The following is a 25,284-nucleotide window of genomic DNA, read 5'->3' on the forward strand; positions in this document are numbered from 1 at the left end:
GACTCCGAGAAGTACCAGCTCAGGCCACGGGACTGGGACCGCGCCGACACCGACGGCATCGCCCCGCTCATCACCCGCCTCAACACCGTCCGGCGAGCGAACCCGGCCCTGCGGCAGCTGCGCGACCTCCACTTCCACCACGCCGACCAGGACGCGGTGATCGTCTACAGCAAGCGGAGCGGATCGAACACGGTTCTGGTGGTCGTCAACCTCGACCCCCACCACACCCAGGAGGCCACGGTCTCGTTGGACATGCCGCAACTCGGCCTGAACTGGCACGAGTCGGTGCCGGTGCGCGACGAGCTCACCGGCGAAACCTACAACTGGGGCAGGGCCAACTATGTGCGCCTGGAACCGGGTCACCGGGCCGCGCACATCCTCACCGTCCTGCGACCGTCCCCGCGGATCGGAGGGTCACCCATACAATGATCGTCAACGAACCCGTCCCGGACACCTTCGAGGACACACCCGCAAAGGACCGGGACCCGGACTGGTTCAAACGCGCCGTCTTCTACGAGGTCCTGGTCCGCTCGTTCCAGGACAGCAACGGCGACGGCATCGGCGACCTCAAGGGCCTGACCGCGAAGCTCGACTACCTGCAGTGGCTCGGCGTCGACTGCCTCTGGCTGCCGCCCTTCTTCAAGTCCCCGCTGCGGGACGGCGGTTACGACGTCTCCGACTACACCGCCGTGCTCCCCGAGTTCGGCGACCTCGCCGACTTCGTGGAGTTCGTCGACGCCGCCCACCAGCGCGGCATGCGCGTCATCATCGACTTCGTCATGAACCACACCAGCGACCAGCACCCGTGGTTCCAGGAGTCGAGGAGGGACCCCGAGGGCCCCTACGGCGACTACTACGTCTGGGCCGACGACGACAAGCAGTACCAGGGCGCGCGGATCATCTTCGTCGACACCGAGGTCTCCAACTGGACCTACGACCCGGTGCGCAAGCAGTACTACTGGCACCGGTTCTTCTCGCACCAGCCCGACCTCAACTACGAGAACCCGGCCGTGCAGGAGGAGATCCTCTCCGCGCTCCGGTTCTGGCTGGACCTGGGCATCGACGGCTTCCGCCTCGACGCCGTGCCGTACCTCTACCAGCGCGAGGGCACCAACTGCGAGAACCTGCCCGCGACCCACGACTTCCTGAAGCGGGTGCGCAAGGAGATCGACACGCAGTATCCGGACACGGTGCTCCTCGCGGAGGCCAACCAGTGGCCGGAGGACGTCGTCGACTACTTCGGCGACTACCGCAGCGGCGGGGACGAGTGCCACATGGCGTTCCACTTCCCGGTGATGCCGCGGATCTTCATGGCCGTGCGCAGGGAATCCCGCTACCCCGTCTCGGAGATCCTCGCCAAGACCCCGGCCATTCCGTCCGGCTGCCAGTGGGGCATCTTCCTGCGCAACCACGACGAACTCACCCTGGAGATGGTCACCGACGAGGAACGCGACTACATGTGGGCCGAGTACGCGAAGGACCCGCGTATGCGCGCCAACATCGGCATCCGCCGCCGCCTGGCCACCCTCCTCGACAACGACCGCAACCAGATCGAACTCTTCACCGCCCTGCTCCTCTCCCTGCCCGGCTCGCCGATCCTCTACTACGGCGACGAGATCGGCATGGGCGACAACATCTGGCTCGGCGACCGCGACGCCGTCCGCACCCCCATGCAGTGGACCCCCGACCGCAACGCCGGCTTCTCCTCCTGCGACCCCGGACGCCTCTACCTCCCCACGATCATGGACCCCGTCTACGGCTACCAGGTCACCAACGTCGAGGCCTCCATGTCCTCGCCGTCGTCCCTGCTGCACTGGACCCGCCGCATGATCGAGATCCGCAAGCAGAATCCTGCCTTCGGACTGGGGTCCTATACCGAGCTCCAGTCGTCGAACCCGGCGGTGATCGCGTTCCTGCGCGAGTACGAGGACGACCTGGTCCTCTGCGTGCACAACTTCTCCCGGTTCGCGCAGCCGACGGAACTGGACCTCAGGCGGTTCGACGGCCGACACCCGGTGGAGCTCTTCGGCGGGGTCCGGTTCCCGGCGGTCGGCGAACTGCCGTACCTGCTCACCCTCGCCGGACACGGCTTCTACTGGTTCCGCCTGCGCCCAGGCAGCGCCCCGTAAGGGGCGCTGGGGGTCCCCCCGGCCGAAGGCTGGGGGAGGAACTGCGCGACCGGCCCCCACCGGCCCGCAGTCGACACTCAGCGCACCCGGCGGAGCGCTTGGCACAGTCCACCCCGGGCGGCGACGGTTGGTTTCCTCCCGCCCGCCCGGGGCACGCATCACTAACGCCCCCGACGACCGGGGAAAGGACGTACCGCCATGGCGGAAACGGTCAGCCCCTCCACTCCCGCTCTCCTCGCCTCGCTCGACCCTCTGCTGCGCGAGTGGCTGCCCCGGCAGCGCTGGTTCGCCGGCAAGGGGTCCCCGGTCACGGGTTTCTCCCCGGTGGCCGAGACCGAACTCCTGCCGTCGGACGGCCGGCTCGGCCTGCACCATCTGCTGGTCCGCGCCCACCAGCCGCCCGCCCCCGCCGAGGCCGGCGACTGCTACCAGCTCCTCATAGGCGTGCGCGAGGCGCTGCCGCCCCGGCTGGCACCCGCGCTGATCGGACACCTGACCGAGGGCCCGCTGGCCGGGCACACGGTCTACGACGCGCTGTACGACCCCCGGCCCGCCGAGCTCCTCCTGGAGGCCCTGCGCACCCGGGCCCGCATCGGTGACCTGCGCTTCGAGCGCGAGCCGGGCCGGGAGATACGCGACGGGCTGGTGGCCCGGCTGCTGACCGCCGAGCAGTCCAACTCCTCGGTCGTCTACGGAGATACGTTCATCCTGAAGCTGTTGCGCCGGGTCGTGCCCGGCGTCAACCCCGATCTGGAGATACCCCTGGCCCTGGCCCGCGAGGGCTGTGCCCGGGTGCCCGCCCCGACGGCGTGGCTGCTGGCGGAGCCGGGCGGGGAGCCCTGTGTCCTGGCCGTCCTCCAGCCCTTCGTGCGCGGCGCCACCGACGGCTGGGAGCTGGCGCTGCGCGAGCTGGCGAAGGGCGAGGACTTCACGGCCGAGGCGCGGGCGCTGGGGCGGGCCACCGCCGAGGTGCACACGGCGCTGGCCCGGGCGCTGCCGACCGCCACCCTCGGGCACAGCCGGCTGGAGTCGCAGGTCGCCGGCATGACCGAGCGGCTGGCGGCGGCCGTGCAGGCGGTGCCCGCGCTGCGGCCGTACGAGGACGGGCTGCGGTCCGCCTACACCGCGCTGGCCGACCTGGCCGCCGAGGGCCGCACCTGGACCGCGCAGCGCGTCCACGGCGACCTGCACCTGGGGCAGTGCCTGCGGGCGCCGTCCGGCGAGTGGTCGCTGATCGACTTCGAGGGGGAGCCGGCCCGTCCGCTGGCCGAGCGCCGGATGCCGCAGCCGCCGGTGCGGGACATCGCCGGGATGCTGCGCTCCTTCGACTACGCCGCCCACTCGGTGACCCCGGCGGCCCCGGACTGGGCGCGGCGGTGCCGGGCGGCCTACTGTTCCGGCTACGCCGAGATCACCGGTGCCGACCCGCGCACCGATCCCGTCCTGCTGCGGGCCTTCGAGACCGACAAGGCCGTCTACGAGGTCGTCTACGAGGCCCGGCACCGCCCCGACTGGCTGCCCGTCCCGCTGTCGGCCGTACACCGTCTGGCCACCCCCGACCCGACCTGATCATCTCCGGGAGACGCGTCCGTGACCTCCAAGAACCCCGTGTCCGTAGCCGTCGGCGACCGTGAACGGCTGCTGCACGGTACCCACCACGACCCGCACTCGGTGCTGGGCGCGCATCCGGTCCCGGGCGGGATCGCCGTGCGCGCGTTCCGCCCGTACGCCCGCGCGGTGACGGCCGTCGCGGGCAGGGATCTGCGGGCCGAACTGCACGACGACGGCGACGGCTTCTTCTCCGCCCTGCTCCCCCTCTCCGAGGTGCCGGTGTACCGGCTGCTCGTGGAGTACGAGGGGACGGTCCAGGAGGCGGAGGACGCGTACCGCTTCCTGCCCACCCTCGGCGACCTGGACCTGCACCTGATCGGCGAGGGCCGGCACGAGCGGCTGTGGGAGGCGCTCGGCGCGCATCCGACGACCCACCAGGGCGTGCCGGGCACCCGGTTCGCGGTGTGGGCGCCGAACGCGCGGGGCGTGCGGGTGGCCGGCGGCTTCAACTTCTGGGACGGCACCGGGGCGCCGATGCGCTCGCTCGGCTCCTCGGGGATATGGGAGCTGTTCCTGCCGGGCATCGGCGAGGGCGAGCTGTACAAGTTCGAGATCACCCGCCCGGACGGCTCCCGGACGCTGCGGGCGGACCCGATGGCCCGGCGTACCGAGGTGCCCCCGAACACCTCGTCGATCGTCACCGGGTCCCGGCACGAGTGGGACGACGCGGAGTGGATGGCGCACCGCGGCGACACCCCCGTCCACGAGGCGCCGTTCTCGGTCTACGAGGTGCACCTGGCGTCCTGGCGGCCAGGCCTGACCTACCGGCAGCTGGCCGAGGAACTGCCCGCCTACGTCGGCGACCTGGGCTTCACGCACGTGGAGCTGATGCCGGTCGCCGAGCACCCCTTCGGCGGCTCCTGGGGCTACCAGGTCACCGGCTTCTACGCGCCGACGGCCCGGCTCGGCACCCCCGACGACTTCAGGTTCCTGGTCGACGCGCTGCACCGGGCCGGCATCGGGGTGCTGATGGACTGGGTGCCGGCGCACTTCCCGCGGGACGACTGGGCGCTGGCGGAGTTCGACGGCCGCCCGCTGTACGAGCACGCGGATCCGCTGCGGGCCGCGCATCCCGACTGGGGCACCCTGGAGTTCGACTTCGGCCGCCGCGAGGTGCGCAACTTCCTGGTGGCGAACGCCCTGTACTGGTGCGAGGAGTTCCACATCGACGGCCTGCGGGTCGACGCGGTCGCCTCCATGCTGTACCTGGACTACTCGCGCGAGCCGGGCCAGTGGACGCCGAACGAGCAAGGCGGCCGGGAGAACCTGGACGCGGTGGCGTTCCTCCAGGAGATGAACGCGACCGTCTACCGCCATGCCCCGGGCGTGGTGACGATCGCCGAGGAGTCGACGGCCTGGGAGGGCGTGACCCGCCCCACCGACGGCGGCGGGCTGGGCTTCGGCCTGAAGTGGAACATGGGCTGGATGCACGACTCGCTGGAGTACATGTCCCACGAGCCGGTGCACCGCAAGTACCACCACCACGAGATGACCTTCTCGATGGTCTACGCGTACAGCGAGAACTACGTCCTGCCCATCTCCCACGACGAGGTCGTGCACGGCAAGCGCTCGCTCGTCTCCAAGATGCCCGGCGACTGGTGGCAGCAGCGCGCCAACGACCGCGCCTACCTGGCCTTCATGTGGGCCCACCCCGGCAAGCAGCTCCTCTTCATGGGGCAGGAGTTCGCCCAGGGCTCGGAGTGGTCGGAGGTGCACGGCCCGGACTGGTGGCTGCTCGACCCGCAGTACGGCGCGGCGGCCGACCACCGCGGCGTACGGGACCTGGTCCGCGACCTCAACGCGGTGTACCGGGCGACCCCGGCGCTGTGGCAGCGGGACACGGCGCCCGACGGTTTCCAGTGGATCGTCGGGGACGCGGCGGAGGGCGCGGACGACAACGTATTCGCCTTCCTCCGCCTGGACGCCGACGGCACGCCGCTGCTCTCCGTCTCCAACCTCTCCCCCGTGGTCCGCGACTACCGCCTGGGCGTCCCGGACGAGATCCCCGCCTGGCACGAGACCCTCAACACCGACCTGGCCCGCTACGGCGGCAGCGACGTCACCAACCCCGACCCGGTCAAACCGGAGCCCCAGGGCAGCCACGGCCGCCCCGCGAGCATCCGCCTGACCCTGCCACCGCTGGCTACGGTGTGGCTGCGGCCTGCCTGAGCCCGTCCGGCAGGCCGCCGGTGTACAGCACCCCCAGCCGCTGGGTGGCCCGGGTCAGGGCCACGTAGAGGTCGCTGGTGCCGTAGCGGTCCGGTTCCACCACGAGGACGGAGTCGAATTCGAGGCCCTTGGCCTGGCGCGGGTCGAGCAGGACGACGGTCCGTGTCAGGTCGGGTTCGGCGCCGGCCGTGACGCCGTCCAGGCGGGCGGCGAGGGCGCGGTGCAGGTCGCGGGGGGCGATGACGGCCAGCCGGCCCTCGGCGGGGGCGAGTTCGGCGACCGCCTTCTGGACGGCGCCGGGCAGGTCGTCCGTCGGGCGCACCCACGGCCGTACGCCCGTCGAGCGGACCGAGCTCGGGGGCTCGAAGTCCGGGTGCTCGGCGCGGACCACGGCCGCCGCGAGGTCCATGATCTCTGCCGGGGTGCGGTAGTTGACGCCGAGGCGGGTGTGCTCCCAGCGGTCCTGCACGTAGGGCTGGAGGATGTCCGCCCAGGAGCCGACGCCGGCCGCCTCCGCGGTCTGGGCCGGGTCGCCGACCAGGGTCATGGAGCGGGTCGGGCTGCGCCGCATCAGCAACCGCCAGGCCATCGGGGAGAGTTCCTGCGCCTCGTCCACGATGATGTGCCCGAACGCCCAGGTGCGGTCGGCCGCAGCCCGCTCGGCGGCGCTGCGGAAGTCCTCCTCCTCGTGGCGTTCGGCGAACCGCTCGGCGTCGATGATGTCGTGCGCGGACAGCACCTCGGAGGAGTCGGGGTCGCTGTCCTCCTTGTCGTCGAACTCGTAGGTGCGGGAGGCGTACGAGACGTCGAGGACGCCCTGGGCGTAGGCGATCTGGGTCTCGCGCTCGCGTTCGGCGCGGGCCCGGGCGACCCGCTCGTCCACGCCGAGCAGCTCGGCCGCCTCGTCGAGGAGGGGCACGTCCGAGACCGTCCAGGTCCGGGTCACCGGGCGGCGGATCGCGGCTGCGTCGGCGTCGTCCAGGTACCCCTCGGGGCCGGCCAGGAAGTCGGCGACCAGGCGCTGCGGGGTGAGCCGCGGCCAGAGCTGGTCGACGGCGGACCAGACCTCGGGGTTCTCGGCGAGTTCGTCGCGGATCTGGGTGATGTCGGAGGGGTCGAGCAGGCTGCTGCCGTCGAAGGGGTCGGTGCCCACGCGCTCGGCGTAGAGGTCGGTGAGGGTGTTGAGGATGTGGCCCTCGAAGTGCTCACGGGCCACGTTGTGCGGGAGCCGGGCGGCGCGGGTGCGCTCGCGGGCCATGTTGACCAGGCCGTCGTCGAGCATCAGCACCTCGCGGTCGTGCTCGACGGTGATGACGGGGTCGGGCAGCGCCTGCCGGTCGCGTACGACGGCGGCGAGCACGTCGGCCATGTCGGCGCGGCCCTTCACGGCAGCCGCCTCGGGGGTGTCCGCGGCCGTCGCCTTCACGCCGGGGAACAGCTCGCCGACCGTCGCCAGCAGCACGCCCGTCTCGCCGAGCGAGGGCAGCACCTCGCCGATGTAGCCGAGGAAGGCGGGGTTCGGGCCGACGATCAGGACCGCGCGCTTGGCGAGCAGCTCCCGGTACTCGTAGAGGAGGAAGGCGGCGCGGTGCAGCGCGACCGCCGTCTTCCCGGTGCCCGGGCCGCCCTCGACCACCAGGACCCCGCGGTGGGGCGCCCGGATGATCTCGTCCTGCTCGGCCTGGATGGTCTGCACGATGTCGCTCATCCGGCCGGTGCGGGCCGAGTCGAGCGCGGCGAGCAGTACCGCGTCGCCGGACGGGTCCTCGTGGCCGGTGCGCTCGCGGTCGCCGAGGTCGAGGATCTCGTCGTGCAGGGAGGCGACCCGGCGGCCGTCGGTGGCGATGTGCCGGCGGCGGCGCAGGCCCATCGGGGTGTGGCCGGTGGCCAGGTAGAAGGGGCGGGCGACCTCGGCACGCCAGTCGACGAGGACCGGGGTGCGCTCGGCGTCGTCCAGGCGCAGCCCGATCCGCCCGATGTGGTGCTTCGTGCCGGAGGTCAGGTCGATGCGGCCGAAGCACAGCGACCCGTCGACGGCGTTCAGCGCGGCCAGCAGCCCGGAGCGCTCCGCTACCAGGATGTCCCGCTCCAGGCGGGCCTGCATGGGCTTGTCGCCGAGGGCGAGGGCGTCCGCGACCGAGCCCTCGGTGTCGCCGCGCAGGGCGTCCACCCGTGCGTACAGTCCGTCGATGAATTCCTGCTCGTGGCGCAATTCATCGTCTGGAAATTCGGTGTTTGACAATTCCGCTCCCGGCCGGATATACTGTGCCCACTGAACTTCTTCGCGACTTGACCGATTTCACCATCGAGTTGAAGTCGCGAACTCTTGAATATACGCAAAGAAATCCCCCGGACGCAATTGTCCGGGGGATTCTTCGTATGACCGGCCGGTTCAGCCCAGTACGTCGGGCAGCGCGTCGGCCAGCTCCTCGCGGAGCCGCCGCCCGGGCCGGGCGCCCACCATCGACCGCACCGGCTCACCGCCCCGGAACACCAGGAACGTCGGCATCGACAGCACCCGGTACGCGTTCGTCGTCTCCGGATTGGTGTCCACGTCCAGCTGCACCACCTTCAGCCGCTCGCCCTCCTCCGCCGCGAGCGCCGCGAGCACCGGACCCATCTGCCGGCACGGCGGACACCAGTCGGCGGTGAACTCCACCAGTACCGGCAGCTCCGCCCCGATCACCTCCGCCGCGAAGTCGGCGTCCGTCACCTCGGCCACTCCCGCCGCCTTGATCATCGCCCGGTCCCTCCCAGTTCGCAGACCGGCTCCGGGCCCCCCGGAGCCAGCGCCTCGACGGCCAGCGTGTCCCGGGCCTGCTCGGCCCGCTCCAGCTGGGCCCCGACCGTCGCCCGCACGGCCTGCAACTCGCCGATCAGCGAGTCCAGCTCCGCCAGCTTGCGCCGGTAGACCGCGAGCGACGCCGGGCAGGTGTCGCCCTCCGGGTGCCCGGCCCGCAGGCACTCCACGAACGGCCGGGTCTCCTCCAGCTCGAACCCGACGTCCTGGAGCGTCCGGATCTGCGTGAGCAGCTTCAGATCGCTCTCGTCGTACGTCCGGTGCCCGTTCCCGGCCCGCCGCGCGGGCAGCAGCCCGCGCGCCTCGTAGTACCGCAGGGCCCGTGTCGTGGTCCCGGCCCGTGCGGCCAGCTCGCCGATGCGCATGGCTACGACCGTAGGACTTGACGCCGACGTCAAGGCAAGCTCGGCTCGACCCCCGCGGACTCCTCGACCTCGAGCAGCGAGGCGCTCTGCCGCTCCTCGTCGAAGGCCCTGCGCCCGCCCCGCAGCCCGAACAGCCGCTTGGCCAGGGCGATGTAGAGCACGGCGAGGATGTTCAGCGCGAGGGTCGCGATCTTCAGGTAGCTGACCTTCTCGGTGAGTTCCCAGATCTCCAGCGGCAGGAAGGCGGCGGTGGCGACCACCGTCAGGTACTCCGCCCACCGCTTGGCGTACCAGAGGCCGACCGCCTCGACGAGTTCGATCAGCGCGTACGCCAGCAGCAGTCCGGCCACCAGCAGCAGCGTGGAGTGCTTGTAGCCGAAGGCCTTCTGGATGGACCCGACGACCGGTGAGTGGTCGAGGTCGTAGTGGAAGTGCTTGAAGACCGGCCGGAACGTGTCCAGGTACTCGTTGAAGAGCCTGCGCACCGCGTCCTGGCTGTTGCTGAACCTCCACACGGCGACCGCGACCAGCACGATGAACACCCCGCGCACGGCCCGCTCGATCGCCAGGAAGCGCAGGATGAACAGGTCCCGCAGCACCTTCCCGCGCGGCACCAGCGGAGCGTCCGCGGCCGGCCCCGAGCCGTGCGGCTCGCCGAGCGCGAAGTCCCCGCAGCGCAGGCACCGCCAGGCGTCCCCGACCGCGGTCTGCGCGTGCAGCCGCACCCGCAGCCGCGGATCGTCCGGGGCATAGGTCACATGCCCCTTGCGCGCGCAGTGCCGACGGTCCCAGTCGATCGCCATCCCCCGTGCCTCCATATACCGACGTGCCGTTCCCGTTGGACAGGAACGGCACGTTAGTGGATACGTCTGACAGGCGGCACCGAGGGGTGGACCGGGCGGCTGGACAACGGGGGGAGTTCCCAGCCGCCCGGAGTACGGTGACCGGACGCCCGGCCCGGGTTCAGGCCGGGCCGGACGTCCGGCGGCTTTCAGCGGGCCCCGGGCTTGGCGCCCCGTAAGGGGCGCTGGGGTCCCCCCGGCCGAAGGCTGGGGGGAGGAACTGCGCGACCAGCCCCCACCCACCGGCACCCGACGACGGCGGTTACGCCTTCGCCAGCTCCTCGCGCTGCTCGGGAAGCTCCGGCGCAACCACCGGCTCCCCCTCATCCAGCAGCGTCTTCTCGTCGAACGGCAGCTCACCCGCGAGCACCCGCTGCACCCGCGCCTTGTCGATCTCCTTCGTCCACGTACCGATCAGCACCGTCGCGACCGCGTTGCCCGCGAAGTTGGTCAGCGCCCGGGCCTCGCTCATGAACCGGTCGATGCCGACGATCAGACCGACGCCGTCCACCAGCGCGGGCTTGTGCGACTGAAGACCGCCGGCCAGCGTGGCGAGACCGGCGCCGCTGACGCCCGCCGCCCCCTTCGAGGCCAGCAGCAGGAACAGCAGCAGCGGGATCTGCTCGCCGACCGACATCGGCGTACCGAGGGCGTCCGCGATGTACAGCGACGCCATGGTCATGTAGATCATGGTGCCGTCGAGGTTGAAGGAGTACCCGGTCGGGACGGTGATGCCGACGACCGGCTTGCTGATGCCCAGGTGCTCCATCTTCGCGATGAGCCGCGGCAGCGCGGACTCGGAGGAGGAGGTGGAGAGGATCAGCAGGAACTCGCGGGCGAGGTACTTGAACAGCAGGAGGATGTTGAGCCCGGAGACGAGCCGCAGCACCGTGCCGAGCACCACGAAGACGAAGAGCAGGCAGGTGACGTAGAAGCCGAGCATGAGCACGGCGAGGCTCTTGAGCGCGTCGATACCGGCGGAGCCGACGACGGCGGCGATGGCGCCGAACGCACCGATCGGCGCGGCCCACATGATCATGCCGAGGATGCGGAAGACGAGCCGCTGGATGTGCTCGACACCGCGCAGCACCGGCTGCCCGGCCGACCCCATGGCCTGCAGCGCGAACCCGGCGAGCAGCGCGATCAGCAGCGTCTGCAGCACCTGGCCCTCGGTGAAGGCGGAGACGAACGTGGTCGGGATGATCGACAGCACGAAGTCGACGCCGCCGAGCGCCTCGGAGTCCACCTGGGCGTGCCCGGTGGCCTTGAGGGCGTTGGTGATGTGCAGCCCGTCGCCAGGGTGCAGGATGTTGCCGACCACCAGGCCGATGGTGAGCGCGACCAGCGACATCACCAGGAAGTAGCCGAGCGCGATGCCGCCGACGGCACCGACCTTCGCGGCCTTCCGCACGGACCCGATCCCGAGCACGATCGTGCAGAAGATGATCGGCGAGATCATCATCTTGATCAGGTTGACGAAGCCGGTCCCGAGCGGCTTCAGCTCGACACCGGCGTCGGGCCAGACGAGCCCCACGACGATGCCGAGGGCCACCGCGGCGATCACGGCGATGTACAGGTAATGGGTGCGATCCCGCTTCACAGCGGGTGCGGCAGGTGCCGTATCGGGGGTGCTGGCTGCGGCCACGGCTGCCCTCCTTGACGTCTTCGTCGGTACCACCGGCGTGCGGCTCACGTCCGGGCGATGTGGGGGATGCCGTGACTATCTCCCGGTCTGTGAGGGCGGTCACCCTTCCGTTCATTGAGTTCATGCCCGACCCGGGAGGCACACTGCTGACATGCGTTTTCCGTCCGTCCCCCGCCCCCGCAGCCTGGCCGGCCAGCTCTTCGGCATGCAGGCCGTGCTGATAGCGGTCGTGGTCGCCGGTTACGCGCTGTTCACGTACGTCAGCGACCGCCACCAGGCGGAGGAGGCGGCGACCCGGCAGGCGACCGCGGTGGCCCGGTCCGTCGCCGACTCCCCGTCCGTCCGCGCGGCGATCCACACCGCGAACCCCACGGCCGAGCTCCAGCCGTACGCCCTTCAGGTGATGCGCGACACCGAGGTCGACTTCATCACGATCATGACCCCGGACGGCATCCGCTGGACCCACCCCGACCGGACCCAGATCGGCAAGCACTACCTCGGCCATATCGAGGCGGCCCAGCAGGGCCACACCTACAGCGAGACCTACAAGGGCACTCTCGGCGCCTCCGTCCGCACGGTGACCCCGGTGGAGGAGAAGGGCCGGGTGATCGGCCTGGTGAGCGCCGGCATCAAGGTGGAGGCGATCAGCCAGCGGGTCCAGGAACAGGTGACGGCGCTGCTCGGCGTCGCGGCGGGCGCGCTGCTGCTGGGCGCGCTCGGCACGTACGTGATCAACGCACGGCTGCGCCGCCACACCCACGGCATGAACGCCGCGGAACTGAGCCACATGCACGACTACCACCAGGCGGCGCTGCACGCGGTGCGCGAGGGGTTGCTGATGCTGGACGGCCAGTACCGGGTGGCGTTGATCAACGACGGCGGGCGGGAGCTGCTGGGAGTGGCCGCCGAGCAGGACGTGATCGGGCGGTCGGTGGCCGAGCTGGGCCTGCCGGCGCCGCTGACCGGCGCGCTGCTGGCCTCCGAGCCCCGGGTGGACGAGGTGCACCTGACGGCGGACCGGGTCCTGGTGGTGAACACGTCCCCGGTGTCGGGCGGTGAGCGGCGCGGCACGGTGGCCACCCTCCGGGACGTCACCGAACTCCAGTCACTGATGGGCGAGTTGGACTCGGAGCGCGGTTTCACGCAGGCGCTGCGCTCGCAGGCGCACGAGGCGGCGAACCGCCTGCACACGGTGGTGTCGCTCATCGAACTGGGCCGGGCGGAGGAGGCGGTGGACTTCGCGACGGCGGAACTGGAGCTGGCGCAGGCGCTGACCGACCAGGTGGTGGCGGCGGTCGCCGAACCGGTCCTGGCCGCCCTGCTGCTGGGCAAGACCGCGCAGGCCAACGAGCGGGGCGTGGAGCTGGTGGTCTCGGACGAGAGCCGGCTGGATGACGGTTTGCTACCGGAGAGCCTGTCGGCGCGCGATCTGGTCACCATCCTCGGCAACCTGATCGACAACGCGGTGGACGCGGCCCAGGGGACGGTCAGGGCGCGCGTGACGGTGACCGCGTACGCGGAGGACGCCGAGTTGGTGATGCGGGTGACGGACACGGGCGCGGGGGTCGACCCCGGCCACGCCGAGCTGGTCTTCCAGCGCGGCTTCTCGACGAAGCCGGCGGGACCGGGCGGCCGGGGGCTGGGCCTGGCGCTCGTCCGCCAGGCGGTGACACGGCTGGGCGGCACCCTGACCGTGGCGGAGGCGCCGGAGGGCGGAGCGGTGTTCGAGGTACGGCTGCCGTTGCGGGCGTCGGTGACGGAAGGCGGGGCCGGATGACCGGGGAGCCGATCAGAGTCCTGGTCGTCGAGGACGACCCGGTGGCCGCGGACGCGCACGTCCTGTACGTCGGCCGGGTGCCGGGGTTCGTGGCGGTGGGCAAGGCGCACACGGGAGCGGAGGCCCGCCGGATCCTGGACCGCACGCCCGTGGACCTGCTCCTGCTGGACCTGCACCTGCCCGACGTGCACGGCCTGCAGTTCGCGCGCTCGCTGCGGGCGGCGGGGCACCAGGCGGACGTCATAGCGGTCACGTCGGCGCGGGACCTTGCGGTGGTCCGGGAGGGCGTCTCGCTGGGCGTGGTCCAGTACGTCCTGAAGCCGTTCACCTTCGCGACCCTCCGCGACCGGCTGACCCGGTACGCCGAGTTCCGCGCGGCGGCGGGCGAGGCCAGCGGCCAGGACGAGGTGGACCGGGCCCTGGCGGCACTGCGGGCACCGTCGCCCGCGGCCCTGCCGAAGGGCCTGAGCGCGCCGACCCTGGAGCGGGTGACGATCGCGCTGCGGGAGTCGGCGGAGGGCCTGACCGCGGCAGCGCTCGCGGAGAGCGTGGGAATCTCCCGCATCACGGCCCGGCGCTACCTGGAGCACCTGGTGGAGGCGGGCCGGGCGGGCCGCAGTCCACTGTACGGGCAGGTGGGGCGGCCGGAGTTGGTGTACCGGTGGGAGCGCCGGCGCGGGTGATGACCTCGGCGGCCCGGAGACGGTTCCTGCGCCGCACAGCCGCCGGTCCGCGGCGGCGAGATGCCCGGGCCGACGGCGTGTCGGTGCTCCGCTCAGCCGGTGTGTTCCACCAGGGCGTCGATGAGCTGGGGCCACAGTTCGCGCGGACGGTCGTGGCCCATGTCGGGGAGCAGTAGGAGCCGGGCGCCCGGCACGAGGTCCGCGGTGCGTTTGCCGCCGCTCGGGTCGATCAGCGTGTCGTCCAGGCCGTGGATCACCAGCGTCGGGGTCACGAGTTCGCGGAGTGCGTCCGCGCGTGACCCGCTGAGGATCATCGCGCCGAGCTGCCGGCCGATCCCCGCGGGGTAGTGGGCGCGGTCGTAGCCGGCCGCCGCCAGCTCACGCAGCGCGGCGGCGTCGCCGTATCGCCTGGAGGCCCAGACCAGTTCGTTCTCCGCTGCCGCGACGTACCCCTCGCGGTCCGCGGGCTTCGGACCGAACAGCACCGCCTGGGCCTCCGGGCTGGGCCGGCCGTACTCGCCCTCGCCGGTCGAGGACATCATCGACGTCAGGGTCAGCACCCGCTCCGGGGCGGAGATCGCCATCGTCTGGGCGATCATTCCCCCCATCGAGGCACCGACCACGTGGGCGCGTCCGATGCCGAGCGCGGTGAGCAGGCCGAGGCCGTCGTCGGCCATGTCGGAGAGCCGGTAGGGGACCATCGCGAGGGCCGCCGGCAGGTCGCCCGAGGTCACGGCGGCGATGAACTCGCCCATGTCGACGGGGTGTTCGTCGAACCTGGTGGACAGGCCGCAGTCACGGTTGTCGTACCGGATCACGTGACGGCCGCGATCCGCCAGCGTCCGGCAGAAGTCCTCGTGCCAGGCGATCAGCTGCGCGCCGAACCCCATCACGAGCAGGACGGCGGGATCCCCGGGGTCGCCGAAACTCTCGTACGCGATGGACACCTGGGGAGAAACGTCAACGACGGACATGCGGCGAGCCTGTCACGGCCGACCGGGGACCGCACCCGGAATACCGGCCCGACCTGCGCGTCCGCTGCGTACCCGCCCGTGGTCCGCCAGGCGGATCCCGGCCGCTGCCCCGATCACCAATCCCCTGCACGCACATTGACCTGACTAGACCACTCCACTTACCTTCACCGGGCAGACAGAGACGAACCCCCAGGCCACAGCGGAGTGGCCGCCGAGGAGGTCGTGCCCGTGCGCCCCACCGCCGTCAGCATCGTTGCCCTCGTCACCGCCGCCGCCTCGCTCACCGCGTGCAGCGGCGGATCCGGCAGCAGTCCGGACACCGTGAAGGTCTCGTTCAAGCAGTCCATGGACAACTCCGTCAAGGTGACGGACACGTATCTCGCGGACATCAAGAAGCAGTTCGAGAAGGAGTACCCGGGGAAGAAGGTCGAGCTCGTCCCCATCAAGGCCTCGGACGCGGACTACTACACCAAGCTCCAGCAGATGCTGAGGTCCCCGCGGACCGCTCCCGACCTCGTCTACGAGGACACCTTCCTCATCAACTCCGACATCACCAGCGGGTATCTCAAGCCCCTCGACCCCTATCTCGCCAAGTGGCCGGACTGGGGGCAGTTCATCGACACCGCGAAGTCGGCGGCCAGGGGCGAGGACGGGAAGACGTACGGGGTGCCGGACGGCACCGACACCCGCGGACTCTGGTTCGACAAGCGGGTGTTCGCGAAGGCCGGGCTGCCCGCCGACTGGCAGCCGAAGAACTGGGACGACGTACTGGCCGCCGCCCGGACGATCAAGAAGAAGGTCCCCGGCGTCACGCCCCTCAACGTCTACACCGGCAAGGCCGCCGGTGAGACCGCCAGCATGCAGGGCTTCGAGATGCTGCTGTACGGCACCAACGACGGGACCAGCGACCCGCTCTACGACAAGACCAGCAAGAAGTGGATCGCCGGGAGCCAGGGGTTCAAGGACGCGCTGTCGTTCGTCGAGACCGTGTACAAGGACAAGCTCGGACCGGACGTCTCCGACGCGCTCGACCCCAACTACCGGAACACGGTCTGGGGTGAGCTGATGCCCCAGGGCAAGCTGGGCATCAACCTCGACGGGTCCTGGCTGCCGCAGTCGTGGGGCAAGGGCAGCGGCCACGAGTGGCCCGACTGGTCCTCGCGGCTCGGGCTCGCCTACATGCCGACCCAGCACGGCCAGGCCCCCGGCAAGGTGAGCATGTCCGGCGGCTGGACCTGGGCCGTCCCCGCCAAGGCCGGCAACCCCGACCTCGCCTTCGACTTCGTCAAGACCATGCAGACCAAGGCGAACGCCGAGAAGTGGTACATCGCCAACTCGGGTATCGCGGTACGCAAGGACGTCGCGAGCGACCCGTCGTACACGTCCGCCCAGCCCGGCATCAGGTTCTTCACCGGTCTCGTCGCCAGCACGCACTACCGGCCCGCCTACACCGCCTACCCGAAGGTCTCCACCGCCATCCAGGAGGCCATGGAGAGCGTGACCACCGGGGACGCGTCGGTCGACAAGGCCGCGAGCCAGTACGACGCGAACCTCAAGGACGTCACCGACGGCCAAGTGGTCACCCCGTGATCACCCGTCGTATCGCCCGCACCCTCCCGCTCACCCCCGCCCTGGTCCTGATCCTGCTGTTCCTGGGCGGGCCGATCGTCTACTGCGCCTGGATCGCCTTCACCGACCTCCAGCTCACCGGGCAGGCGCACTCGTCCTTCGTCGGTTTCGCCAACTTCCGCAGGGCGTTCCGCGACGACGCCTTCCTGAACGCCGTCTGGCTGACCCTGGTCTTCACCGTGCTGTCCTCGCTCGTCGGGCAGAACACGCTGGGGCTCGCGCTCGCCGCGCTGATGCGGCGGGCGTCGAAGCCGGTGCGGACGCTCACCGGGGGGATCGTGGTGACGGCGTGGGTGCTGCCGGAGGTCGTCGCCGGGTTCCTGCTGTACGCGTTCTTCCGCAGGGAGGGCACGCTCAACGCCATCCTGGACCTCCTCCATCTGCCCTCGCAGAACTGGCTGTTCACGCTGCCGATCCTCGCGGTGTCGTTCGCCAACGTGTGGCGGGGCACGGCCTTCTCGATGCTGGTCTACTCCGCCGCCCTCGACGAGATACCCCACGAGATCGAGGAGTCGGCGGAGGTGGACGGCGCCGGCGGCTGGCGGCGGATGTGGCACATCACGCTCCCCATGATCCGGCGGTCCATCGGAACCAACCTGATGCTCAACACCCTCCAGACGCTCTCCGTCTTCGGGCTGATCTGGGTGATGACCCGCGGCGGACCCGGCGACAGGAGCCAGACGCTTCCCCTCTTCATGTACGAACAGGCCTTCCAGAACAGCATGATCGGGTACGGGACCGCGGTCGCTCTGCTCCTTCTCCTGGTCGGTTCGCTCTTCTCCGTCGTCTACATGCGACTGCTGCGCACGGAGGTGTGAACCCGGACATGCCCCGCCGTCAACGCCGTTCGCACCGGCTCGCCGCCGACCTCGGGCTGCTGATCGTGGCCGCCGCCTTCGTGCTGCCGCTGGCCTGGGTGGTCCTCTCCGCCGTCGATCCGCACGCCGGTCTGCGGGTCCGGATCCCGGACGGGTTCACCTTCGGGAACTTCGACGCGATCCTCACCCCGGACATCACCTACACCCCGCTGCTCAACAGCCTGGTCCTGTGCGGCGGCGCCACCGCGCTCACCGTCGTCTGCTCCGCCCTCGCGGCCTACCCGCTCTCCCGGTACCGCTCCCGGTTCAACCGGCCGTTCCTGCTGTCCATCCTCTTCGCCACGAGTCTGCCCATCACCGCGATCATGGTGCCGGTGTACGCGCTGTTCGTCCGGATCAACCTCATCGACACCATGCAGGGCACGATCCTGTTCTTCGCCGCCTCCCAACTCCCCTTCGCCATCTGGCTGATGAAGAACTTCATGGACGGCGTCCCGAAGGAGCTGGAGGAGGCCGCCTGGACGGACGGCGCCAACCCGCTCCAGTCACTGACCCGTATCGTGCTGCCGCTCATGGGACCCGGCCTCGCCGTCGTCACCGTCTTCGCCTTCGTGATGATGTGGGGCAACTTCTTCGTCCCCTTCATGCTGCTGCTCTCGCCGGACCAGATGCCCGCCTCGGTCAGCATCAACGACTTCTTCGGCAACCGCGGCATGGTGGCCTACGGCCAGCTCGCCGCCTTCTCCGTCATCTACTCGACGCCGGTGATCCTGCTGTACGTGCTGGTCGCGCGCCGACTGGGCGGCGGGTTCGCCCTGGGCGGCGCCGTCAAGGGATGAACAGGTAAGGACCGCTTGTGAATCCGTACGTTCCCACCATCCGTGTTCCTGGCCGAACGGACCGTAGTCAGTGCCCCCGCGCACCCCTACCTTGTCGGCTGTGCACCAACCACCAGCTCCACCGAACCAGCCGGGTCCCCCCTTCAACGCCCCCGCCGCCCGCAGACTCCGTGCCGCGCTCGGTATGGGACCCGAGCACGTGGCGTACGACTTGCAAGCCTCGTACGGTATGCCGCACGCCACCCCGGGTCTCGTACTCGCCTGGGAGGGCGGGGAGTTGGTCCCCAGCAGTCCCGAACTGACTGCCCTTGCGGGAGTGTTGTGGTGCACCCCGGGCGACCTGATCGGCCGCCCGCAGACCTTGCGCGAACACCGGATCGCCCGCGGCCTGGCCCCGGAGGACGTGGCGGGGGCCCTCGGCCTCGGGCTCCTCCCGTACCTGCAACTGGAGGAGGACGCGGAGTGGCGGGGCACCGACCGCCTGACCGCCGCCCTGGCCGACTTCCTCCGCCTCTCCCTGCCGGACGTCATCACGCTCACGGGCAAGGAGAAGGAGCTGGCGGAACTGTTGCGCAGTGCGGTCACCACCACCCGGCGCCAGCCCTACGTCCGCCAGGTCTGCAAGCTGATCCCGCTGGACAAGCGACTCATCGACAACGCGCTGGGCGAGCTGTACGAGTCGTACCAGGCGCAACTGGCGACAACGCTGTCATGGGGCGACTTCACCGCCACGAACCGGATACAGAAGCTGGGCGAGGACTTCCTGGCCCAGATCGTCGCCCACTTCTGGAGCGCGGTGGAGAAGAAGCGCCCCTGAAGGGGCGCGGGGCTGCATTCACCATGCGGCTCCGCCGCGCGCGCGACCGGCCACGACGGCGCCGCGGCCGGACTCGGACCCCGGCCCTAGAAGACGGACTCCGCCTCGTCCATGCGATCCTTCGGCACCGTCTTCAACTCGGTCACCGCCTCCGCGAGCGGCACCATCGCGATGTCCGTGCCCCGCAGCGCGGTCATCCTCCCGAAGTCACCCCGGTGCGCCGCCTCCACCGCATGCCACCCGAACCGCGTCGCGAGGACGCGGTCGTAGGCCGTCGGCGTGCCGCCCCGCTGGACGTGGCCGAGGATGACCGGCTTGGCCTCCTTGCCGAGCCGCCGCTCCAGCTCGTACGCCAGGGCCGTGCCGATGCCCTGGAAGCGCTCGTGGCCGTACTGGTCGATCTCGCCCTTGCCGTAGTCCATCGTGCCCTCGGCGGGATGGGCGCCCTCCGCCACGCACACCACGGCGAACTTCTTGCCGCGGGCGAAGCGCTCCTCGACCATCTTGATCAGGTCGGCCGGGTCGAAGGGCCGCTCGGGGAGGCAGATGCCGTGGGCGCCGGCGGCCATGCCGGACTCCAGGGCGATCCAGCCGGCGTGCCGGCCCATCACCTCGACGACCATCACCCGCTGGTGGGACTCGGCGGTCGTCTTCAGCCGGTCCATCGCCTCCGTGGCGACGCCCACCGCGGTGTCGAAGCCGAAGGTGCGGTCGGTGGAGGAGATGTCGTTGTCGATGGTCTTCGGGACGCCGACGACCGGCAGGCCCGCGTCGGACAGCATGCGCGCCGCGGTCAGCGTGCCCTCGCCGCCGATCGGGATCAGCGCGTCGATCCCGAACTCCTCGACCATGTCGGTGGCCCGGTCGCACGCCTCGCGCAGCCGGTCCCGCTCCAGCCGGGACGAGCCCAGGATCGTGCCGCCCAGAGCGAGAATGCCGCTCACCGCGTCCAGGTCGAGGGTGCGGTAGTGGCCGTCGAGCAGCCCCCGGAAACCGTCCTCGAAGCCGATGACCTCGTCGTCGTACTGGGCGACTGCCCGATGCACCACCGATCGGATGACGGCGTTCAGGCCGGGGCAGTCGCCGCCTGCGGTGAGAACTCCGATGCGCATGGTGGTGTGTCTCCTGCTCGCTGTCGTTACCGGTGAGCCGATCCGATTGTTTCATGCCGTGCGGGCGGGTGAAATCCTGACGGGCGCCTTATCCGGCGCCAGGGGTACTGTCAAGAGGGTTCCGCTCACCCCGGTGGGCGATTTTTGTGCGGCTACAGAGACGGCTAGAGAGACGGAGTGCCCACGTGACGCGCAGCGTGTACGTGACCGGGATCGACCGCGGCGACGGCCGCCAGGTGGTCGAGCTGGGCGTGATGGAGCTGCTGACCCGGCAGGTCGACCGGGTCGGTGTCTTCCGCCCCCTCGTCCACCACGGTCCCGACCGCCTGTTCGAGCTGCTGCGTGCGCGGTACCGCCTCTCCCAGGACCCGGCGACCGTCTACGGCATGGACTATCACGAGGCCTCCGCGCTCCAGGCCGAGCGGGGCGCCGACGAACTGGTCTCCACCCTCGTCGACCGCTTCCACCTGGTCGCCCGTGACTACGACGTCGTCCTGGTCCTCGGCACCGACTACGCCGACACCCAGTTCCCGGACGAGCTGTCCCTCAACGCCCGGCTCGCCAACGAGTTCGGCGCCTCGGTGATCCCGGTGGTCGGCGGCCGTGACCAGAACGCGGAGTCGGTGCCGGCGGAGACCCGCAACGCGTTCCGGGCGTACGACGGTCTCGGCTGCGACGTGCTGGCGATGATCGCCAACCGGGTGGTCCGCGAGGAGCGGGACGAGATAGCCCGGCGGATCGAGGGGCGGCTGCCGGTGCCGGTGTACGTGCTGCCGGACGAGCCCGCGCTCTCCGCGCCGACGGTCGCCCAGATCGCCCACGCGCTCGACGCGAAGGTGCTGCTCGGCGACGAATCGGGGCTGGCCAGGGACGCCCTGGACTTCGTCTTCGGCGGTGCGATGCTGCCGAGCTTCCTGCCCGCCCTGACCCCGGGCTGCCTGGTGGTGACCCCGGGCGACCGCGCCGACCTGGTCGTCGGCTCGCTGGCCGCGCACAGCGCCGGCACCCCGCCGATAGCCGGCGTGCTGCTCACCCTCGGCGAGCGGCCCGCCGACGGGATCCTCACCCTCGCCGCCCGGCTCGCCCCGGGCACGCCGGTCCTCTCGGTGCCCGGCAACAGCTTCCCGACCGCCGCCCAGCTGTTCTCCCTTGAGGGCAAGCTGAACGCGGCCACCCCGCGCAAGGCGGAGACCGCGCTCGGCCTGTTCGAGCGGTACGTCGACACCGCGGGCCTCAACAAGCGGGTCTCGGCGCCGAGCACCGGCCGGCTCACCCCGATGATGTTCGAGCACAAGCTCCTGGAGCAGGCGCGTTCCGACAAGCGGCGGGTGGTGCTGCCGGAGGGGACCGAGGCGCGGGTGCTGCACGCGGCGGAGGTGCTGCTGCGCCGGGGGGTATGCGACATCACCCTGCTCGGCCCCGTCGACCAGATCCGCAAGAAGGCCGCCGACCTCGGCATCGACCTCGCCGACGCGCAGCTGATCGACCCGGCCACCTCCGAACTGCGCGACGCCTTCGCCGAGCAGTACGCGCTGCTGCGCGCCCACAAGGGCGTGACGGTGGAGCTGGCGTACGACGTGGTCGCCGACGTCAACTACTTCGGCACCCTGATGGTGCAGGAGGGCCTGGCGGACGGCATGGTCTCCGGGTCCGTGCACTCCACGGCGGCGACCATCCGCCCGGCCTTCGAGATCATCAAGACCAAGCCGGGTTCGTCGATCGTCTCGTCCGTCTTCTTCATGTGCCTCGCCGACAAGGTGCTGGTCTACGGCGACTGCGCGGTGAACCCGGACCCGGACGCGGAGCAACTGGCCGACATCGCCGTCCAGTCGGCGGGTACGGCGGCCCAGTTCGGCGTGGAGCCGCGGATCGCGATGCTGTCGTACTCGACGGGCACGTCGGGTTCGGGGGCGGACGTGGACAAGGTGCGGGAGGCGACCGAGCTGGCGCGCTCGCGCAGGCCCGACCTGAAGATCGAGGGGCCGATCCAGTACGACGCGGCCGTGGAGCCGTCGGTGGCCGCCACCAAGCTGCCGGGCTCCGAGGTCGCCGGGCAGGCCAGCGTGCTGATCTTCCCGGACCTCAACACCGGCAACAACACCTACAAGGCCGTGCAGCGGTCGGCCGGCGCGATCGCCGTCGGGCCGGTGCTCCAGGGGCTGCGCAAGCCCGTCAACGACCTGTCCCGGGGCGCCCTCGTCCAGGACATCGTCAACACCGTCGCCATCACGGCGATCCAGGCCCAGAACCCGAGCGAAAAGGCAACCGCCCAGTGAGCCCCTCCCGCGTCCTCGTCCTCAACTCCGGCTCCTCGTCGGTGAAGTACCAGCTGCTGGACATGCGGGACAGCAGCCGGCTGGCGGTGGGCCTCGTCGAGCGGATCGGCGAGCAGACCTCGCGGCTGAGGCACACCTGTGCCGACAGCGGTGACACCCGTGAGCAGAACGGGCCGATCGCCGACCACGAGGCGGCGCTGAAGGCGGTGGCGGAGGAGCTGACGAGGGACGGCCTCGGGCTCGACTCGCCGGAACTGGCCGCGATCGGGCACCGGGTGGTGCACGGCGGGATGTTCTTCACCGAGCCGACGGTGATCGACGACGCGGTGCTCGCCGAGATCGAGCGGCTGATCCCGGTCGCCCCGCTGCACAACCCGGCCAACCTGACCGGCATCCGCACCGCGCGGGCGCTGCGCCCGGACCTGCCGCAGGTGGCCGTCTTCGACACGGCGTTCCACACGACGATGCCGGAGTCCGCGGCGCGGTACGCGATCGACCCGAAGCTCGCCGACCGGTACCGGATCCGCCGTTACGGCTTCCACGGCACCTCGCACGCGTACGTGTCCCGGGCGACCGCGGAGCTGCTGGGAAAGGCACCGGAAGAGGTGAACGTCATCGTGCTGCACCTCGGCAACGGGGCGTCCGCGTCGGCCGTCCGCGGTGGCCGGTGCGTGGACACCTCGATGGGCCTGACGCCTTTGGAGGGGCTGGTGATGGGAACGCGTTCCGGCGATCTGGACCCGGCCGTCATTTTCCATTTGGCCCGAGTTGGCGGAATGTCCATGGACGAGATCGACACTCTTCTCAACAAGAGGAGTGGTTTGTTCGGTCTGTGCGGTGACAACGACATGCGGGAGATCCGGCGCCGGATCGACGAGGGCGACCAAGAGGCACAACTCGCCTTCGACATCTACATTCACCGCCTGAAGAAGTACATCGGCGCCTACTACGCGGTCCTCGGCCGGGTCGACGCGGTGGCCTTCACCGCGGGCGTCGGCGAGAACGCGGCCCCGGTGCGGGAGGCGGCCATGGCGGGCCTGGAGGGGCTGGGGCTCGCGGTCGACCCGGAGCTGAACGCCGCCCGGGCGGACGAGCCGCGGCTGATATCGCCGGCGACCGCGCGGGTCGCGGTCGCCGTGGTACCGACCGACGAGGAGCTGGAGATCGCCACCCAGACGTACGCGCTCGTCGGCATCGGTCGGAATTAACAGCTGAGCACATTAGCGCCCATTTGTATCTTCCACCAGACGGAATATTCCGTAGCGAAACAAACCGATAGGATCGCCCCCATGCGCCGTTCGAAAATCGTCTGTACTCTCGGCCCCGCGGTCGACACCCACGAGAAGCTCGTCGCCATGATCGAGGCGGGCATGAACGTGGCCCGGTTCAATTTCAGCCACGGCTCCCACGCCGAGCACCAGGGGCGGTACGACCGCGTCCGGGCCGCCGCCAAGGAGACCGGCCGTGCCATCGGCGTCCTCGCCGACCTGCAGGGCCCGAAGATCCGTCTGGAGACCTTCGCCGAGGGACCGGTGGAGCTGGAGCGCGGTGACGAGTTCGTCATCACGACCGAGGACGTCCCGGGCGACAAGACCATCTGCGGTACGACCTACAAGGGCCTGCCGGGCGACGTCTCGCGCGGCGACCAGATCCTCATCAACGACGGCAACGTCGAGCTGAAGGTCACGGACGTCGAGGGCCCGCGGGTGCGGACGATCGTCATCGAGGGCGGTGTCGTCTCCGACCACAAGGGCATCAACCTGCCCGGCGCGGCCGTCAACGTGCCCGCGCTCTCCGAGAAGGACGTCGAGGACCTCCGGTTCGCGCTGCGCATGGGCTGCGACATGGTCGCGCTGTCCTTCGTGCGGGACGCCAAGGACGTCGACGACGTCCACAAGGTGATGGACGAGGAGGGCCGCCGGGTCCCCGTCATCGCCAAGGTGGAGAAGCCGCAGGCGGTGGAGAACATGGAGGGCGTCGTGATGGCGTTCGACGCCGTCATGGTGGCCCGTGGCGACCTGGCCGTCGAGTACCCGCTCGAAAAGGTCCCCATGGTGCAGAAGCGCCTGATCGAGCTGTGCCGGCGCAACGCCAAGCCGGTGATCGTGGCGACCCAGATGATGGAGTCGATGATCACCAACTCCCGCCCGACCCGCGCCGAGGCCTCCGACGTCGCCAACGCGATCCTGGACGGCGCGGACGCGGTGATGCTGTCCGCGGAGTCCTCCGTCGGCGCGTACCCGGTCGAGACCGTGAAGACGATGTCGAAGATCGTCAAGGCGGCCGAGCAGGAGCTGCTCAGCAAGGGCCTGCAGCCGCTGGTGCCGGGCAAGAAGCCGCGCACGCAGGGTGGTTCGGTGGCCCGTGCGGCCTGCGAGATCGCCGACTTCCTCGGTGGTCGCGGCCTGGTCGCCTTCACCCAGTCCGGCGACACCGCCCGCCGCCTCTCGCGCTACCGCGCGCAGCAGCCGATCATCGCCTTCACCACCGACGAGAACACCCGCAACCAGCTCACCCTCAGCTGGGGCGTGGAGTCGCACGTGGTGCCGTTCGTGAACAGCACGGACGAGATGGTCGACATGGTCGACCAGGAGATCGCCAAGATCAACCGCTTCAACCCGGGCGACACCGTCATCATCACGGCCGGCTCGCCCCCCGGCGTCCCCGGCACCACCAACATGCTCCGGGTCCACCACATCGGCGGCATCAACAAGTGACATCCGCCTAGCGGACCTCGCACAGCCTCACACGACACCGAGGGCGCTCCCTGTGACGGGGGGCGCCCTCGGTGCGTCGAG

General features: G+C 70.6%; 20 protein-coding genes. 13 read left to right on the forward strand and 7 right to left on the reverse strand.

Annotated features, from left to right (window positions below; genetic code table 11):
* From AB0D74_RS47425 to glgB, 4 genes are all read left to right on the forward strand, one after another.
* A partial coding sequence (locus AB0D74_RS47425) for a DUF3459 domain-containing protein (protein WP_362601771.1) occupies positions 1-429 on the forward strand: 429 nt, incomplete at its 5' end.
* Positions 426-2,129, forward strand: coding sequence for a maltose alpha-D-glucosyltransferase (gene treS / locus AB0D74_RS47430; protein ID WP_362601774.1), 1,704 nt, complete (start codon positions 426-428; stop codon positions 2,127-2,129). The genes AB0D74_RS47425 and treS, both read left to right, overlap by 4 nt.
* Before the next feature lie 198 nt (positions 2,130-2,327).
* Positions 2,328-3,698, forward strand: a complete 1,371-nt coding sequence (locus AB0D74_RS47435; protein ID WP_362601778.1) for a maltokinase — start codon at positions 2,328-2,330, stop codon at positions 3,696-3,698.
* Positions 3,699-3,719: 21 nt separating this feature from the next.
* Positions 3,720-5,909, forward strand: a complete 2,190-nt coding sequence (glgB, locus tag AB0D74_RS47440; protein ID WP_362601781.1) for a 1,4-alpha-glucan branching enzyme — start codon at positions 3,720-3,722, stop codon at positions 5,907-5,909.
* Here the strand turns inward: glgB and AB0D74_RS47445 are convergent.
* From AB0D74_RS47445 to AB0D74_RS47465, 5 genes are all read right to left on the reverse strand, one after another.
* Positions 5,884-8,121: an ATP-dependent DNA helicase gene (locus AB0D74_RS47445; RefSeq protein ID WP_362601784.1), complete on the reverse strand. Its 2,238-nt coding sequence runs from the start codon at positions 8,119-8,121 to the stop codon at positions 5,884-5,886. The genes glgB and AB0D74_RS47445 overlap by 26 nt on opposite strands.
* A 180-nt stretch (positions 8,122-8,301) precedes the next feature.
* Positions 8,302-8,649 (reverse strand): thioredoxin family protein, encoded by a 348-nt coding sequence (locus tag AB0D74_RS47450; RefSeq protein ID WP_362601787.1) that lies wholly within the window; start codon positions 8,647-8,649, stop codon positions 8,302-8,304.
* Entirely contained in the window at positions 8,646-9,074 is a 429-nt protein-coding gene (locus AB0D74_RS47455; RefSeq protein ID WP_362601790.1) for a MerR family transcriptional regulator, read from the reverse strand. Before AB0D74_RS47455 ends, AB0D74_RS47450 begins: the two co-directional genes overlap by 4 nt.
* A 29-nt stretch (positions 9,075-9,103) precedes the next feature.
* Complete coding sequence (locus tag AB0D74_RS47460) at positions 9,104-9,877, reverse strand: DUF2127 domain-containing protein (RefSeq protein ID WP_362601793.1); 774 nt, start codon at positions 9,875-9,877, stop codon at positions 9,104-9,106.
* Between the two features lie 301 nt (positions 9,878-10,178).
* A complete protein-coding gene (locus AB0D74_RS47465) occupies positions 10,179-11,561 on the reverse strand; it encodes a cation:dicarboxylase symporter family transporter (RefSeq protein ID WP_362601795.1) in 1,383 nt (460 codons plus the stop codon).
* Between the two features lie 151 nt (positions 11,562-11,712).
* Here AB0D74_RS47465 and AB0D74_RS47470 point away from each other — a divergent pair, with 151 nt between their 5' ends.
* Both AB0D74_RS47470 and AB0D74_RS47475 read left to right on the forward strand, forming a co-directional pair.
* On the forward strand, positions 11,713-13,338 hold the full coding sequence (locus tag AB0D74_RS47470) for a sensor histidine kinase (RefSeq protein ID WP_362601798.1): 1,626 nt from the start codon (positions 11,713-11,715) through the stop codon (positions 13,336-13,338).
* Entirely contained in the window at positions 13,335-14,021 is a 687-nt protein-coding gene (locus AB0D74_RS47475) for a response regulator (protein WP_362601801.1), read from the forward strand. Before AB0D74_RS47470 ends, AB0D74_RS47475 begins: the two co-directional genes overlap by 4 nt.
* A 92-nt stretch (positions 14,022-14,113) precedes the next feature.
* Here the strand turns inward: AB0D74_RS47475 and AB0D74_RS47480 are convergent, their stop codons facing one another.
* Positions 14,114-14,995, reverse strand: a complete 882-nt coding sequence (locus tag AB0D74_RS47480; protein WP_362601804.1) for an alpha/beta hydrolase — start codon at positions 14,993-14,995, stop codon at positions 14,114-14,116.
* Between the two features lie 228 nt (positions 14,996-15,223).
* On the opposite strand from AB0D74_RS47480, the gene AB0D74_RS47485 reads away from it, so the two are divergent.
* The 4 genes from AB0D74_RS47485 (at position 15,224) to AB0D74_RS47500 (ending at position 19,098) form a co-directional block, all read left to right on the forward strand.
* Positions 15,224-16,585, forward strand: a complete 1,362-nt coding sequence (locus AB0D74_RS47485) for an extracellular solute-binding protein (RefSeq protein ID WP_362601807.1) — start codon at positions 15,224-15,226, stop codon at positions 16,583-16,585.
* On the forward strand, positions 16,582-17,442 hold the full coding sequence (locus AB0D74_RS47490; protein WP_362601810.1) for a sugar ABC transporter permease: 861 nt from the start codon (positions 16,582-16,584) through the stop codon (positions 17,440-17,442). The genes AB0D74_RS47485 and AB0D74_RS47490 overlap by 4 nt, the downstream gene beginning before the upstream one ends.
* 8 nt (positions 17,443-17,450) lie before the next feature.
* Positions 17,451-18,281, forward strand: coding sequence for a carbohydrate ABC transporter permease (locus AB0D74_RS47495; protein ID WP_362601813.1), 831 nt, complete (start codon positions 17,451-17,453; stop codon positions 18,279-18,281).
* 100 nt (positions 18,282-18,381) lie between these two features.
* Complete coding sequence (locus AB0D74_RS47500) at positions 18,382-19,098, forward strand: XRE family transcriptional regulator (protein WP_362601816.1); 717 nt, start codon at positions 18,382-18,384, stop codon at positions 19,096-19,098.
* A gap of 86 nt (positions 19,099-19,184) precedes the next feature.
* Here AB0D74_RS47500 and AB0D74_RS47505 read toward each other — a convergent pair whose 3' ends face one another.
* Positions 19,185-20,210 (reverse strand): ATP-dependent 6-phosphofructokinase, encoded by a 1,026-nt coding sequence (locus tag AB0D74_RS47505; RefSeq protein WP_362601819.1) that lies wholly within the window; start codon positions 20,208-20,210, stop codon positions 19,185-19,187.
* Between the two features lie 185 nt (positions 20,211-20,395).
* Between AB0D74_RS47505 and pta the strand changes: the two genes are divergently transcribed.
* The 3 genes from pta to pyk all read left to right on the forward strand — a co-directional run bounded on the left by pta (position 20,396) and on the right by pyk (position 25,203).
* Entirely contained in the window at positions 20,396-22,486 is a 2,091-nt protein-coding gene (gene pta, locus AB0D74_RS47510) for a phosphate acetyltransferase (RefSeq protein ID WP_362601822.1), read from the forward strand.
* On the forward strand, positions 22,483-23,694 hold the full coding sequence (locus AB0D74_RS47515) for an acetate kinase (protein WP_362601825.1): 1,212 nt from the start codon (positions 22,483-22,485) through the stop codon (positions 23,692-23,694). Before pta ends, AB0D74_RS47515 begins: the two co-directional genes overlap by 4 nt.
* 81 nt (positions 23,695-23,775) lie before the next feature.
* Positions 23,776-25,203 (forward strand): pyruvate kinase, encoded by a 1,428-nt coding sequence (gene pyk, locus AB0D74_RS47520; RefSeq protein ID WP_362601828.1) that lies wholly within the window; start codon positions 23,776-23,778, stop codon positions 25,201-25,203.
* The last annotated feature ends 81 nt before the right edge of the window (positions 25,204-25,284 follow it).

It is taken from the genome of Streptomyces sp. NPDC048278, assembly GCF_040652195.1.
Lineage (GTDB): Bacteria > Actinomycetota > Actinomycetes > Streptomycetales > Streptomycetaceae > Streptomyces.